General features: G+C 45.3%; 14 protein-coding genes. 9 read left to right on the top strand and 5 right to left on the bottom strand.

The features are described 5' to 3' along the window. Positions 1-2 precede the first annotated feature (2 nt). Positions 3-1,337 carry a dihydroorotase gene (locus IRJ16_RS01005; protein WP_194109653.1) on the bottom strand — a complete coding sequence of 445 codons (1,335 nt, stop codon included), beginning with the start codon at positions 1,335-1,337 and terminating at the stop codon, positions 3-5. Positions 1,338-1,473: 136 nt separating this feature from the next. Here IRJ16_RS01005 and IRJ16_RS01000 point away from each other — a divergent pair, with 136 nt between their 5' ends. Genes IRJ16_RS01000 through gldC form a run of 3 tightly spaced genes read left to right on the top strand, consistent with a single transcriptional unit; the run spans position 1,474 to position 3,445 of the window. Further along, positions 1,474-2,814 (top strand): DEAD/DEAH box helicase, encoded by a 1,341-nt coding sequence (locus IRJ16_RS01000; RefSeq protein WP_194109652.1) that lies wholly within the window; start codon positions 1,474-1,476, stop codon positions 2,812-2,814. Between the two features lie 16 nt (positions 2,815-2,830). Further along, positions 2,831-3,109 carry a hypothetical protein gene (locus tag IRJ16_RS00995; RefSeq protein WP_194109651.1) on the top strand — a complete coding sequence of 93 codons (279 nt, stop codon included), beginning with the start codon at positions 2,831-2,833 and terminating at the stop codon, positions 3,107-3,109. A 6-nt stretch (positions 3,110-3,115) separates the two neighbouring features. Next, positions 3,116-3,445 carry a gliding motility protein GldC gene (gene gldC, locus IRJ16_RS00990; protein ID WP_194109650.1) on the top strand — a complete coding sequence of 110 codons (330 nt, stop codon included), beginning with the start codon at positions 3,116-3,118 and terminating at the stop codon, positions 3,443-3,445. Between the two features lie 75 nt (positions 3,446-3,520). On the opposite strand, the gene IRJ16_RS00985 is transcribed toward gldC, so the two are convergent. Then, positions 3,521-4,726 carry an MFS transporter gene (locus IRJ16_RS00985; protein ID WP_194109649.1) on the bottom strand — a complete coding sequence of 402 codons (1,206 nt, stop codon included), beginning with the start codon at positions 4,724-4,726 and terminating at the stop codon, positions 3,521-3,523. A gap of 294 nt (positions 4,727-5,020) precedes the next feature. On the opposite strand from IRJ16_RS00985, the gene serC reads away from it, so the two are divergent. Both serC and IRJ16_RS00975 read left to right on the top strand, forming a co-directional pair. After that, positions 5,021-6,088 (top strand): 3-phosphoserine/phosphohydroxythreonine transaminase, encoded by a 1,068-nt coding sequence (serC, locus tag IRJ16_RS00980; RefSeq protein WP_194109648.1) that lies wholly within the window; start codon positions 5,021-5,023, stop codon positions 6,086-6,088. A 90-nt stretch (positions 6,089-6,178) separates the two neighbouring features. Continuing rightward, positions 6,179-7,132 carry a D-2-hydroxyacid dehydrogenase gene (locus IRJ16_RS00975; RefSeq protein WP_194109647.1) on the top strand — a complete coding sequence of 318 codons (954 nt, stop codon included), beginning with the start codon at positions 6,179-6,181 and terminating at the stop codon, positions 7,130-7,132. Positions 7,133-7,206: 74 nt separating this feature from the next. On the opposite strand, the gene IRJ16_RS00970 is transcribed toward IRJ16_RS00975, so the two are convergent. Then, positions 7,207-8,583, bottom strand: a complete 1,377-nt coding sequence (locus IRJ16_RS00970) for an MATE family efflux transporter (RefSeq protein WP_194109646.1) — start codon at positions 8,581-8,583, stop codon at positions 7,207-7,209. Positions 8,584-9,030: 447 nt separating this feature from the next. On the opposite strand from IRJ16_RS00970, the gene purL reads away from it, so the two are divergent. From purL to IRJ16_RS00950, 4 genes are all read left to right on the top strand, one after another. Beyond that, the gene (purL, locus tag IRJ16_RS00965) at positions 9,031-11,256 is read left to right on the top strand and encodes a phosphoribosylformylglycinamidine synthase subunit PurL (RefSeq protein ID WP_194109645.1); all 2,226 of its coding nucleotides are present in this window, start codon (positions 9,031-9,033) and stop codon (positions 11,254-11,256) included. A gap of 128 nt (positions 11,257-11,384) precedes the next feature. Continuing rightward, on the top strand, positions 11,385-11,771 hold the full coding sequence (gene gloA2 / locus IRJ16_RS00960) for an SMU1112c/YaeR family gloxylase I-like metalloprotein (protein ID WP_194109644.1): 387 nt from the start codon (positions 11,385-11,387) through the stop codon (positions 11,769-11,771). Positions 11,772-11,776: 5 nt separating this feature from the next. Then, positions 11,777-12,490 (top strand): tRNA1(Val) (adenine(37)-N6)-methyltransferase, encoded by a 714-nt coding sequence (locus tag IRJ16_RS00955; protein ID WP_194109643.1) that lies wholly within the window; start codon positions 11,777-11,779, stop codon positions 12,488-12,490. Positions 12,491-12,623: 133 nt separating this feature from the next. Next, the gene (locus tag IRJ16_RS00950) at positions 12,624-13,118 is read left to right on the top strand and encodes a metallophosphoesterase family protein (RefSeq protein WP_194109642.1); all 495 of its coding nucleotides are present in this window, start codon (positions 12,624-12,626) and stop codon (positions 13,116-13,118) included. Positions 13,119-13,175: 57 nt separating this feature from the next. Here IRJ16_RS00950 and rnhA read toward each other — a convergent pair whose 3' ends face one another. After that, positions 13,176-13,652, bottom strand: a complete 477-nt coding sequence (rnhA, locus tag IRJ16_RS00945) for a ribonuclease HI (RefSeq protein ID WP_194109641.1) — start codon at positions 13,650-13,652, stop codon at positions 13,176-13,178. A 90-nt stretch (positions 13,653-13,742) separates the two neighbouring features. Continuing rightward, complete coding sequence (locus IRJ16_RS00940) at positions 13,743-15,017, bottom strand: MFS transporter (RefSeq protein ID WP_194109640.1); 1,275 nt, start codon at positions 15,015-15,017, stop codon at positions 13,743-13,745. Positions 15,018-15,107 lie beyond the last annotated feature (90 nt).

The raw sequence follows: 15,107 nt of genomic DNA, 5'->3' as shown, positions 1-15,107 counted from the left end.
GACTATCTCACAAAGGTCATCCGTTGGCCCGAACCAACTTCGATCAATTGACCATGTTCGTAAGCTAATTTTCCGGATACGATGGTATGCGTGATCGAACTGCTAAAGTCGGTACCCTCAAAAGGACTCCAACCACATTTAGACAATATATTACTTTGCTCAACTTTGTAGCCTTTGTTGAGATCAGCCAAAACGATATCGGCCCAATAGCTTTCGCGGATAAAACCACGTTTTTCTACCTGAAAACAGATGGCCACATTATGAGCCATCTTCTCGACTATCTGCTCCAGCGTGATCTTACCTTGATGATATAACTCTAACACGGCCAACAAGGCATGCTGCACCAATGGTCCGCCGGATGGTGCCTGCATATAAGCTTGTGATTTCTCCTGGATGGTATGCGGCGCATGGTCGGTAGCGATCACGTCTATACGACCGTCTAATAAAGCTTTTAGGATGCCATCTCGGTCAGCTTCAGTTTTAATGGCCGGGTTCCATTTGATGTAGTTGCCCTTGCTATCGTAATCCTTATCGCTGAACCACAAATGGTGGACACAAGCTTCGGCGGTAATGCGTTTGTCTTTTAATGGGGTTGTGTTATCAAAAAGATGCGTTTCCTTTTCAGTAGATATATGCAAGATATGCAGGCGGGTGTTGTTCTTTTTAGCCAACTCGACCGCCATTGATGATGACAAGTAACAGGCCTCCTCGCTGCGAATGATCGGGTGATAACCGATCGTGATATTATCGCCCAACAATTCTTTATAATGAGCAAGGTTACGCTGAATGGTCGCCTCATCCTCGCAATGTGTAGCGATCAGCGTCGGCGACTCGGCAAATAATTTTTCCAGTGTATTAGGGTTATCCACCAGCATGTTGCCTGTAGATGATCCCATGAAAACTTTGATACCGCAAACGTTTTTGACGTCTGTCCTTAACACCTCGTCCAGGTTATCATTGCTTGCACCCATATAGAACGAGTAATTGGCAAGCGATCTTGCAGCCCCAATAGCATACTTATCAGCCAATAGATCTTGGGTCAATGTATTAGGCACAGTGTTTGGCATCTCCATAAAAGAAGTTATGCCACCGGCCACAGCAGCACGAGACTCGGTATAGATCTCGGCCTTATGCGTCAATCCCGGCTCGCGGAAGTGTACTTGGTCATCAATAGCGCCCGGTAACAGATGCAAACCTTGGGCATTGATCTCACGGTCGGCTTTTACATCGATGTTCGAGCTGATGCGATCGATCAGACCGTCCTTAATCAAGATGTCGGATACAAACTGTTTGCCTTCGTTAACAATAGTGGCTTGCTTGATGAGGATAGTAGACATAAGGCAAAGATAGATAGATATGGTTAAAGGGTAAAGGGGAAAGGTGAAAGGTTTTAACTTCAATTGACAATGCTATTACCTTTCGCTTTGATCACCATACTCCCCACCTCAACAAAAAGCCCTATCTTTGCCCCCTATGGCAGCAGCCTTTGAGGACTTTAAATTTAATAAACAGGTATTGAACGCCATAGCCGACGCCGGCTATACCGAACCTACGCCTGTACAGCAAAAGGCTATCCCGCCAATATTGAACGGGCAGGATGTGATGGGTATTGCACAGACCGGCACGGGTAAAACCGCCGCCTATGTGTTGCCTATGATCATGAAGCTGAAATACGCTCAGGGTGAACATGCCCGTGCGCTGATCATTTCGCCGACACGCGAATTGGCCATGCAGATCGAAGAGAACGTAAAGATATATTCTAAATATACCGACCTGCGTACCGTTGTGGTTTACGGCGGTCTTGGGCCTAAAACTCAAATAGAGCAGATCAATAAAGGTGTCGATATCATTGTCGCCACTCCCGGCCGCTTTATGGATATCTACTTAGCGGGCCACATTCATACTAAGCCTTTGCAGGTTTTGGTGTTGGACGAGGCCGACAAGATGATGGACATGGGCTTTATGCCGCAGATCAACCGGATATTAGAGGTCGTTCCAAGAAAGCGTCAAAACTTGCTTTTCTCGGCTACCATGTCCGAGAAGATACATGAATTGGCAGGTAATTTTTTGGAGTTTCCGACAGTGATCGAGGTGACCCCACAAGCCACTCCGGCACAGACAGTTACCCAAAAGTTATATAATGTCCCTAATGTTAAGACCAAGATCAACCTGTTGCGTAACTTGTTAGATCAGGAAGAGAATGCGATAACTAAGCTGATCGTTTTTTGTAAGACACGTGCTGTGGCTGAGGATGTTTATCAATATCTTTTGCGCAAACACGGACAGAAAGATGTAAAGGTATTACATGCCAACAAAGGGCAGAACACCCGCATCAATTCTATCAATGCTTTCAAGGACGATGAGGTTAAGATCTTGGTTGCTACCGATGTTGCTTCTCGTGGTATCGATGTGAGTAATGTGAGCCATGTGATCAACTTTGATGTACCTGTTGTTTACGAGGATTATGTACACCGCATCGGTCGTACGGGTCGCGCTTTGCAGCAAGGGGAGGCGATCACATTTTGTAATCCTGCAGAGGTTTACTACATGGGCAAGATCCAAAAACTGATCCGCCAAACGGTTGATGTTTATACGATACCTGAAGGTGTGTTTGTTGAGGAGACCGGTTATGATGAACGCCAAGACCAGAACCGTGAGATAGACCTACAAAAGCGCAAGGAAGACCCTGATTTTAAAGGTGCCTTCCACGAAAAGAAAACGCTTAATCAGCATAAAAAATTTGATGCTAAAAAGCGTAAGGCTAATCCTAAATTAGCAGCCGCTAAAGCAAAAAGAAATTTAAAAAGGAAATAAACCGCTTTCCCTGACAATGAAACTGAGGATCACACCGCTTAATTTTCTTACTACATTATTATTGGCCGTTGCTGTTTATATCTGGATCAACGGCGCCGGCATCGTCGGAGGTCCGTACCAACAATTGCATTTGGGTGGCACGCTTACCTGGATATTTTTCCTGTTCGCGTTCGTGATCTTTATCGTCGACCTGATGTTCCGCAACTTTTTCCCGAAAACCAAAACGCTTTGGATCATCGAATCGGCGTTCGTAGTTTTTGTGGCCGTTATATTTTTCTTACTTATCCGAAAATAATTCTGAATGAAAACCGCTGAAGTAAAACTGATCGTAAAATTAGACGAACATAACCTGCCTGAGACCATGACCTGGGAATCGACGGATTCGGTTAACAAAGAGGCTATACCTATTAAAGCGATGAACCTGTGCGTATGGGATCATAACTATCAAAACACCATGCACCTTAACCTGTGGACCAAGGACATGCCGGTAGATGAAATGAAACGCTTTTTCCACGAAACGCTGATGACCTTAGGTGATAGCTTCCTGAAAGCTACAGGCGAAACCAACATCGTAGAAGACCTGCGTGATTACTGCGCTCACTTTGCCGAGAAGATGGAGATTATGAAATAGTTTTCTAAGTCTGTGGTCCTGAGTAGAAAATCTTAAGTGTTTAAGGCATTGGACTTGGGACTTGGGACTACAGACTTAAGACTTTTTACTCACAAACCGATATAAAAGGTTAAACCCCACCGCCGAGACTACACACATCCCGGCCAATACCCACCACAGCAGATCAAAGTTCCCGAACAAGATGATCTGACTACCTAATGTAGGCGCAACGATCTGCGCTACAGACCAGGCCATGGAATATAGAGCAGCGTACTGCCCGCGATTATGCTCGGATGTGCGGACTATCCAAAAGGCATTCATAAATGGCATCGCCATCATTTCGCCTATCGTTACTAATAACACTACGATAACACCTGCCCAAATCGACGGCTGCAAATACCGTAATCCTAAAAAGGCAACTCCAGTAAGTAACACTCCAATGGTGATAAAGCTAAGCGGATGCTTCTTGCCTTCGATATTATTGATGAGCACCATTTCTACGGCGGCAATAATTATTCCATTCATAGCCATTAATCCGCCGATAAAGCGTTCACTGAAATGCCACTGCGTATGATAAAATAATGGTTCGATAGTGAATAACTGGAAGAAACATATCGAATACAGCACCGCCATCGCGATAAAAGCTAAATAGACCTTATCCTTATAAGCCGATGCGGGCAAGCTATCAAAACTTCCGCCTTTGGGTTTGGCACTCGGCTTTGTGCGCGGCAACATTTTGATTAGTAGCAGCGCCGCTAAAATATTAGTACAACCATCTACCCAAAATAGCAAACTGTAGTCTACCGAAGCCAAAAATCCACCTAAAGCTCCACCGAATGACCAGCCCAGGTTGATAGCCAAACGATTAAGCGAATAGGAGCGGGTTTTATTCTCAGGCGAACTGTGGTGCGCAATAGCTGTGGAGTTGGCCGGGCGAAAGGATTCATTACATAAACTTAGGATGAACGTCACTACACCCATCGATACGAACGTCTTTTGAAATCCAAGCAAAATGAAAAGCAGACCACCTAATAAGAGCGCGCCTACTTGCACATCATAAAAGCCATATTTGTCGGTTAGTTTGCCACCTAAGAATGCTCCGCTGATCGACCCAAGTCCGAACAAGCCCATAATAAATCCTGCTTGGGTGATGCTAAAATGTAATTGTTGCGTGCAATAAATGGTCATAAAAGGGATGACCATGGTGCCGCTCCGGTTGATCAGGATGACCAAACTGAGGTACCAGCTATGGCGCGATAAGCCGCTGTACGCCTTTTGATATAATTGGATAGGGGAGAGCATCTGCACAAATATATCTTTCGGCAGACCTTAAATAGGTTGGTGTTTGATCTTTGTAAGTTGGCAGGCCGTTTTGTGGAAAACTTTATGAATAACGCAGTTAAATCCTATAAAGTCTACTGAAGTAGTATAATTAACCTATTTGGATTGCGAAACATTTATTAAATTATCCACATTTGTGAAGTTATTGTAATAAAGAGGATAATTTTTTCGCAAAGTTATATTTCAAATATCTACCTTAGAGGCGTTCAATACCTCGATGGTCTGTATGTCGGGGTTTAGTTAATCAATTATAACATGAAACATAATTTTGGTGCCGGTCCCGGCATCTTACCCCAGGAGGTATTAAAGCAAGCCGCAGCCGGCGTGTTAGACTTTAACGGAATAGGTCTGTCTATTTTAGAGATCTCGCACCGCTCGCCCGAGTTCGAAGCTGTTTTGGACGAAGCTGTTAGATTAGTTAAAGAATTGTTCGAAGTTCCGGAAGGTTATTCGGTACTTTTTTTACAAGGTGGTGCAAGTACGCAATTTGCTTTAGTGCCTTTTAATTTGTTACCAGAAGGTGGCACTGCTGCATACGTAGAGACAGGTGTTTGGGCTAACAAAGCTTTAAAAGAAGCCAAATTCTTTGGTAATGTTGCCGTAGTAGCTACCGCCAAAGAGGCTAACTTTACTTACATCCCTAAAGATTTTACTGATCCTGCTGATGCTGCTTACCTGCACATCACATCTAACAACACCATTTACGGTACGCAATTACAGGAGTTCCCTAAGTCATCGGCTCCTTTGGTTTGCGATATGTCGTCGGATATATTCAGCCGTAAGGTTAACGTATCCGATTTCGGTTTGATCTACGCCGGTGCTCAAAAAAACATGGGTCCTGCAGGTACTACCTTAGTGATCGTTAAGGACGAATTATTGGGCAAGACAGGTCGCGCGATCCCGTCAATGTTCAACTATCAAACACAGATAGAAGGTGGCTCGATGTACAATACCCCGCCGGTATTCCCGATCTATGTTTCTATGCTGACCCTGCGCTGGTTAAAAGCTAAAGGTGGTGTTGAGGCTATCCAAAAAGAGAACGAAGCCAAAGCACATGTATTGTACGAAGAGATCGACCGTAACCCGCTGTTCAAAGGTGTTTGTGTTCCTGAGGATCGCTCACACATGAACGTTTGCTTTTTGGTTGAGAATCCTGAGCACGAAAAGCCATTCCTGAAATTTGCTGAGTCAAAAGGTATAGAAGGTATCAAAGGTCACCGTAGTGCAGGTGGTTTCCGTGCTTCTATCTATAATGCATTGCCTATTAGTAGCGTATATGTGTTAATTGAAGCCATGCAAGAGTTTGCGGAGAAGAATAAATAATATAAGCCCCTAACCCTAAAGGGGAATAGAAAGATTATAACTAACGCCTTCTGCTCCCCCTTTAGGGGCCGGGGGCTAAATATCAATATAATGATCAAAATATTAGCTAACGACGGTATCGACCCGATAGGTAAAAAACTGCTGGAAGAAGCAGGTTTTACGGTTGATACAACCAATATACCGCAGGATGAATTACCTGCAAGGTTAAACGAATACGATGTGATCACTGTGCGTAGCGCTACTAAAGTGCGTCAGGCTTTGATCGATGCTACCCCTAATCTAAAGGCCATCGGTCGCGGTGGTGTGGGTGTAGATAATATCGATGTGGCTTACGCTAAGGAGAAAGGCATCCCTACTTACAATACCCCGGCATCATCATCGTTGTCAGTTGCCGAATTAGTGTTCGCGCATCTATTCACCGGTATCCGTTTTTTACAGGATAGCAACCGCAAAATGCCGATTGATGGTAACACTAAGTTCAACGACCTGAAAAAAGCCTATGCTAAAGGTATCGAACTGCGTGGCAAGACCATCGGTATCCTTGGTTTCGGCCGTATCGGTCGCGAAGTAGCTAAGATCGCTATCGGTTTAGGTATGGACGTTTTGGCTTATGACCTGTTCGCTTTTAACCCTGAGGTTGAGATCGTATTGGGTAGCGGCGGTACTAAAGTGAATGTTGCTGTTAAGGCTGCCACTTTAGACGAGATCATCGCTCAGGCAGATTTTATTACCCTGCATACGCCATTTATTGACAAACCACTTTTGGGCGCTGACGAATTGGCCCGCACTAAAAAAGGTGTTGGTCTTGTTAATTGCTCTCGCGGTGGCTTGATCGACGAGCAGGCGCTGATCGAAGCATTAGACAGCGGCAAAGTAAGTTTTGCAGGTCTTGACGTGTTTAACGACGAACCTACTCCAGCCGAGTTCTTGTTGAAACACCCTAAAATATCATTGACACCGCATATCGGCGCGGCAACCAACGAGGCGCAAGAACGCATCGGCACCGAATTGGCCAACTTGATCATTAGTCATTTTAAACAATAATCCACCTCACAATTCTCTAAAACAATCCCCTCGTGGGATAAGGAACCTCCGCTAACCACGGAGGTTTTCTTGTTTTAAGTGGTTTCGGTTGTAGGTTTCTGCCTGATCATTTTCTTACTGATGAACTGGAACCGGAAGAACAGCAGGAGCGAGGAAACCATTAGCCCAAGCGTTAAACCATACCAAATACCGTTCGCTCCCAGGCCTAAATATATACCGACAAAATAACCGATCGGTAAGCCAACCACCCAGTAAGCGAATAAGGTAATAAACGTTGGTATGTTTACATCACCCATACCTCTTAATATACCAAGGCCAACTACCTGTGTTCCATCAAACAATTGGAAGAATGCTGCAATGATAAATAATTGTGCAGCAATAGCTATTACCGCCTTATCTTCAGTATAGATCCACGGTATCAAACTATTTCCGAGCGCAAATATCAAAGCAGTAATGCTCATAAAAGCGATAACGATATGATAGCTCGATATAGCCGAACTACGTAAGCCATCCGGGTCTCCCGCGCCAAAGTAATTACCCGACTTGATAGCCGTTGCCGCCGCAATGCCGCTTGCCATGATATAAGTCAATGACGCCATACTCAAGGCCACCTGGTGAGCCGCCTGCGCTATCGGGCTTATCGTACCAATGATAATACCAGCCGCGCTAAATGCACCAGCCTCAAAGAAATACTGTAGAGCCACCGGGATACCGATCTTCAGTAATTGTAATGATCGTGCCCACTCAATGAATCTCAGACTAAAATTCTCCAGATAAACTTTAAACCTTGGCGAGCGGAATACGAACACACCCATCAATATCGCCATAATGCAACGGTCTATTAACGTGCTGTAACCTACGCCAACAATACCCATGGGCTTGATGCCGAACATGCCTTTTACAAAGATTACACCCAAGATGATGTTGAGCACGTTACCCCAGATGGATATTTGCATAGCTTGCTTAGTAAAGCCCAAACCCTCAGCAAATTGCTTAAAGGTGTTAAAGATCAGCATCGGGATAAATGATATCGCCAACAGTTTTAGAAAGGGCTTGGCTTGCTCGATCACTTCAGGAGATTGGTGCAGACTTGCCAATACTTTATCAATGCCTAAAAAGATCAGGAGGCAGGTTAAGATAGCTACACTTAAGTTGATGAACAGACTGTTTGATAATAATCTACCGCATTCGGCATAATTCTCGCGACCGTTATGCTGAGCGATCAGCGGTGTAATACCGTAACTTAAACCCAGTCCGAGTACCATTAATATCATGAACACATTGTTGCCTAATGATACTCCCGCCAAAGCTATCGTCCCGGCAAAATGGCCTACTACCACGCTGTCGCTCACATGTGTTAGCACGTGCCCGGCTTGCGATATCACCACAGGAATAGCTAATTTGAGGTTATCCTGGTAAAACGGCTTGTATTTTTGGTAGAGGGCTTTCATAATTTTCGGGAGGGGACGGCAAAGGTAGGGTATTTGGTGGAATGTTGTAACGTTGGAATGTTTGAAGGTTGTAAAGTTGGAGCGTTCATAGGTTGACGACAGAACATAGATGAATATTACGACTCCTGCCAATTATTGCTACTGACCGTTAGACCTAAACCCGATCGGAGGGAAAGCTTTTGCATGCGACGAGCTTGTGGGCGAGGGGCAAAACTTGGACGGAGAGCGGGGCTGCACTGACCTAAGAACCACTATCCGTTCATTTTCAAATTACCAAACCGACCCCATGCCGTTCCATTTACTGATATGATCACATTTGCATATCCGCACATCTTCATATTTGCACATTTATCATTTTCCCAACATCTTCATATTTGCACATCCGCACACCTGCACATTTAATACATTTTTCCTAACTTCGCAGCGTCTTACCAAACACTACAAACATTGGAGCAACAGCAATTGACCACCGTCGAAACAGCTAAAGATCTGGGACTTCTACCAGCAGAATACGATCGCATTATTGAAATACTTGGCCGCGTGCCCAACTTTACCGAATTGTCTATCTTCTCGGTAATGTGGAGCGAGCATTGCTCGTATAAAAACTCTATTACATGGCTTAAAACTTTGCCAAAAGATGGTCCGCGTATGTTGGCCAAAGCAGGCGAGGAGAATGCCGGTCTGGTTGATCTGGGCGACGGTATCGGTTGTGCTTTTAAGATCGAATCTCATAATCACCCTTCGGCATTAGAGCCTTACCAAGGTGCGGCTACCGGTGTAGGTGGTATCAACCGTGATATTTTTACCATGGGTGCACGCCCCATCGCGCAATTGAATTCATTGCGTTTCGGCGACCTTTCTTTAGACAAGACCAAATGGTTAGTTAAAGGCGTTGTTAAAGGTATCAGTCATTATGGTAACGCTTTCGGTATCCCAACTGTGGGCGGCGAATTGTTCTTTGACGAATGCTATAACATCAATCCTTTGGTTAACGCTTTCTCGGCCGGTATCGTTAAGGCTGGTGAGACCGTTTCGGCAACGTCTTACGGCGTTGGCAACCCGGTTTACATCGTGGGTTCGGCTACGGGTAAAGACGGTATACACGGCGCGGCTTTCGCGTCTAAAGATATCAGCGCAGACTCTGTGAACGACTTGCCTGCTGTTCAGGTTGGTGACCCGTTCCAGGAAAAATTGTTATTAGAGGCTACTTTAGAGGTGATCAAGACCGGTGCTGTGATTGGTATGCAGGATATGGGTGCCGCCGGTATCATTTGCTCTAACTCAGAGATGAGCGCCAAAGGCGAGCACGGTATGCGTATCGACCTTGATAAAGTGCCTACCCGTCAGGACAATATGAAACCGTTCGAGATCCTGTTGTCAGAGTCTCAGGAGCGTATGCTGATCGTGGTTGAAAAAGGCCGCGAAGACGAAGTACAGGCGATCTTTGATAAGTGGGACCTGAACTGCGTGCAGATAGGTGAGGTTACCGATACGCAACGTCTTCATTACTATATGGATGGCGAATTAGTTGCCGACGTGCCTGCTGATGACCTGGTGTTAGGTGGCGGTGCACCAGTTTACCAACGCGAATACAAAGAGCCTGCTTACTACGCCGAGAACCAAAAATTCAATATCGACGACGTGCCGGAGCCTACCAATTTGGTTGAGGTTGCCGAGCACCTGATAGGTCACCCGAACATTGCATCTAAACGTTGGGTAACCGACCAATATGATTCGATGATCGGTACATCTACCATGACCACCAACCGCCCGAGCGACGCGGCAGTTGTGGCTGTGAAAGATACCGATAAAGCTATTGTGATCACTGTTGATTGTAACTCACGTTACGTTTACGCCGATCCGCAAAAAGGTTGCGCTATTGCCGTTGCCGAGGCTGCCCGTAACATCACCTGCGCAGGTGGCGAGCCGGTAGCGATCACCAACTGTTTAAACTTTGGTAACCCTTACATCCCAGAGGTTTACTGGCAGTTCGTAGGTGCGATCAAAGGTATGGGCGAGGCTTGTACCAAATTCGAGACCCCGGTAACCGGTGGTAACGTAAGTTTTTACAACCAATCATCAGACGAAGGCCCGGTATTCCCAACGCCTACCATTGGTATGTTAGGTGTAATGGATGATCTTGATAATCTGATGACACTTGACTTTAAACAGCCTGATGACCTGATCTACCTGATCGGCGAGTCGGTTAATGATATCGCATCATCTCAGTATCTGGCATCTTACCACAAGATCCTGAAAGCTCCGGCTCCTTACTTTGATCTGGATAAAGAATATGATACCCATCAGGTGATCAAACAACTGATCACTAACAAAATCATCCAGTCTGCGCACGACGTGGCTGACGGTGGCCTATTCATCACCCTGACCGAATCGGCCATGCCAAACGGTTTAGGTTTTGATATCGCCTCTGACGCTAACATCCGCAAGGACGCCTTCTTATTTGGCGAGGCTCAGGGCCGTATCGTGGTAAGTGTGGCTCCTGCAGATCAGGAGCGTTTTATCGAGTTGATGGCTACCAGCGAAGTTGAATTCAGTCTGTTAGGTACCGTTGCCAAAGAAGGCAACCTGCTAATTGACGATGAGCCATTCGGTAACATCCATGATATTAAATTAGTACACGATAACGTATTACACGTCATATTAGGCGAATAATTTTTGATAAGGTGAAAGCATAAAAGTAAAAGGGGAAAGGTTATGCTTTCCCTTTTTGCTTTAAGGTTGTGCAGGTCGCGATCAAAAACCTTTTACCTTTCGCCTTTAACCTCTAACCTAAAGAAAACATGAAACTCAACCGCGTCCACCACATCGCCATCATCTGTTCGGATTATGCGGTATCCAAACGTTTTTATACCGAAGTATTGGGATTGACCATTGTACAAGAAGTTTACCGCGAGCAGCGCGACTCTTACAAATTGGATCTGGCGGTGAATGATCTTTATCAGATCGAGTTGTTCTCGTTCCCTAACCCGCCGGCCCGTCCGTCGAGGCCGGAGTCCGCAGGTCTACGCCACTTGTGCTTTGAGGTGGATGATCTGGATACTATCGTGGCTGAGCTGGACTCGCATGCTGTGATCTCTGAACCGATAAGGGTGGACGAATACACCGGCAAACGCTTCACCTTTATTGCAGATCCGGATGGTTTGCCGATAGAGTTTTACGAAAGTTAATTGGGATGAGCAACCTGTTCCGTTTTAAGCGGTTTGATGTAGACCAGAGCAATTGTGCCATGAAGGTAAATACCGATGGCGCGATCCTTGGTGCGCTGGCATCTGCCGATCAGCCTAAAACGATACTGGACATTGGCACTGGAACGGGAGTGATCGCCTTAATGCTGGCTCAACGTTTCCCCGGAGCTAATATCGACGCGGTTGAAATAGACCGGGCCGCTGCCCAAACAGCAGAAGCTAATTTTAAAAATTCGACTTTCAAAGGGCGGTTGCGTTTGGACGCTTCCTCGTTCGAGGACTTTTTTAATTCGCATCCTGATGCGCGGTACGATCTGATAGTTTCTAACCCGCCGTTTTACATTAACTCGCTGGCATCTCCGGGCGCGGAGAAGAAGTTAGCAAAGCATGCAGATGTCGGATTTTTTGAGGACCTGATTCGTCATTCAGCTGCGCATTTAACGAAGCCAGGATCACTTTGGCTGATCTTGCCGATCGACACAGCAGAGTTGGTTAAGGGTTTAGCAATGGACGCTGAACTGTTTTTAAACGAGCAGATCAATGTTTTATCTTACCCAGATTTTGCGCCGCATCGGCAAATGCTGATGTTTAGTTTGAATAGTTTAAAAACTGTTGAAAAACAGTTTGTTATATATAATGAACCAAAGCGATACTCGAAACAATATGAGGATGCTTTGAGAGATTTTTTTACCATTTTTTAAAAAGAACACGTCATTGCGAGGAGCTTATATCAGCGACGTCACGATCCCTGATAAGCAGAGCGGCTCTGTATTTCGAACCTTCCTGTAGGGGATCGCCACACTGCGCTCGCAATGACGTTGTTTGAGAATAATTATGAAACGCATAGGTTTGATCTCCGACACTCACAGTTACATCGACGATAACATCCTGCGTCATTTTGACAATGTGGACGAGATCTGGCATGCGGGCGATTTCGGCAACACCGACGTAGCTGATCAGCTGGCGGCTCTAAAGCCTTTAAAAGGCGTCTATGGTAATATAGACGGTGGTGAACTAAGAACGATGTTCCCCGAGCACCTTCGCTTTAAATGTGAGGAAATGGATATCTGGATGACGCATATCGGCGGCTACCCGGGTAAATACCATCCTGCTATCCGTGCCGAGATCTACGCTAACCCTCCGCAGATGTTCATCTGCGGGCATTCGCATATTTTGAAAGTGATGTTCGATCCTAAGATCAATTGCTTACATATTAACCCCGGCGCGGCGGGTAAGCATGGCTGGCATAAGGTACGTACGTTGATCAAGTTCAGTGTTACCGGCAACAAAGCGTACGACCTGCAAGTGATTGAGCTTGTTGGGAGATGATTCCTTAGACTTACGAAGTTTTTAAAACTTCGTAAGTCTAACTCTATGAGATTCGACCTACAGCAGATCCCCGCGCATCGCTTCAGCTTCAAAAACACTATCGATCAATAGGTCTTTTTGCTTACCTGCGGCGACGGCTAATTGGTCGCAACGTTCGTTCTCGGGGTGCCCGGCGTGTCCTTTTACCCAAATAAAACGGATCTGGTGGATGCGGCTTACTTCAAGATATCGTAACCAAAGATCTTTATTCTTTTTACCGGCAAAACCTTTTTTTACCCAACCTTGCAACCATTTCTTCTCAATGGAGTCAATCACATATTTTGAGTCGGAGTATACTGTGACCTGTTGATTGGGGCTTTTTAAGGCTTCCAGTCCTTTGATAACCGCTAATAATTCCATGCGGTTGTTTGTGGTTTTACGGAAACCCTGGGATAGTTCTTTATAATGCTGACCAGACCGCAGTATCGCACCGTAACCTCCCGGTCCGGGGTTACCGCTTGATGCGCCGTCAGTATATAGTTGGATCGTAGACATGTTCTTGACATCCGGAATAGGTATGCCGGATGTCAAAAATAGCTTTTTTTAGCTGATTTAGCTTGATCGAACTATCAAAACTCAACTTACTTAGGCTTCGATATGCATCAATTCGTTCTCTGCCACCATCTTATCTGCCTGGCGGTTCTTAACCATTTTGCTTACCATGTTCATCATAAAGATGCTGACAATGGTGATTCCCACGATCACATAGCCAACGGTGTTGTAATGTTCTAAAGGTGTGCCTTTGCCTTGCTGAGATACGATCATCCCTGCAATTATAGCGGCGATACCGCCCGCTATTTGTTGTAAAGAAGCGTTGATGCTCATGAAGGCACCACGGTCAGCCATTGCCGGTATCGCACTGGTCAAAGCCGATGATGGTATCATCCGGCTCATCATACCTGTCATCATTAAAATATTCAGTACGATCACTATTGGTAAAGCTGTTACGCCAAGGTTAGTATAGATCACGCACATTATCGCCATCCAAACAGAGGCGACCAAAAAGATCTTAAACTTATCTATCTTATCACTAACCTTACCGATCAGCGGCATAAATAGTAACGAAGCAGTACCCGACGCCATAAACAACAACGGTAACTGTGCATCACTTATGCCTAAGTTATTTATCGCGAACGCGCTACCGAAAGGCATCATCATAAAACCACCGATGGATAACATAGCGGTACATAAGAAACCGATCTGGTAGTCGCGTTTACTGACCGTGTGCAATAAATGCAAGAACGGTGACTTGTCCTGCTGTATCTTTAAATGCTCGTTAACCGGGCGAATTTTGATCGCTATCGCCACCGCTATGATCACGCTGATAGCTGCAACTAACCAAAACGGCGCTTCCCATCCCCATTTGTTGGCTAAAGCTAAACCGATAGGTACGCCTAACACCTGGCTGCCGCCAAATCCCATTTGCATAAAGCCCATTACCCGGCCACGTTGCTGCATGGCAAATATATCGGTTACAATAGCCATAGAGATAGAACCGATAACGCCACCAAATATACCGGTGAAGATTCGTGCAGCTACTAAAAACGCATAGGTATGCGCGATGCCGCACAATATCGTACCCACGATGAAGCCGATGTAAAAGAACATCAACAATTTTTTACGGTCGAATTTATCTGCAAATCCCGCAGCCAACAGGCCCGAGATACCCGCGCTTATAGCATAGGCAGACACGGCCAAACTGAACGCCGAAGGTTTTAAAGACATAGATTTCATCAGCATATCGCCAAGTGGAGACATGACCATAAAGTCCAGTATAACAGTGAACTGAGTTAAGGCTAAAAGCAATATCACGACCTTTTGATAGCCGGTAAATGTATTGGTAGTATTAGATGGTTGCATTAGTGAAAGGGAAGTAGCAGACGTATGACCGAGTTTACAAATATAATTGATTTAATTTACATGCCAAAATTTTTAGCATATTTTAACAAA

The organism is Mucilaginibacter myungsuensis, from assembly GCF_015222005.1.
Classification (GTDB): Bacteria; Bacteroidota; Bacteroidia; order Sphingobacteriales; family Sphingobacteriaceae; genus Mucilaginibacter; species Mucilaginibacter myungsuensis.
This window is presented reverse-complemented; position numbering and strand designations above follow the sequence as displayed.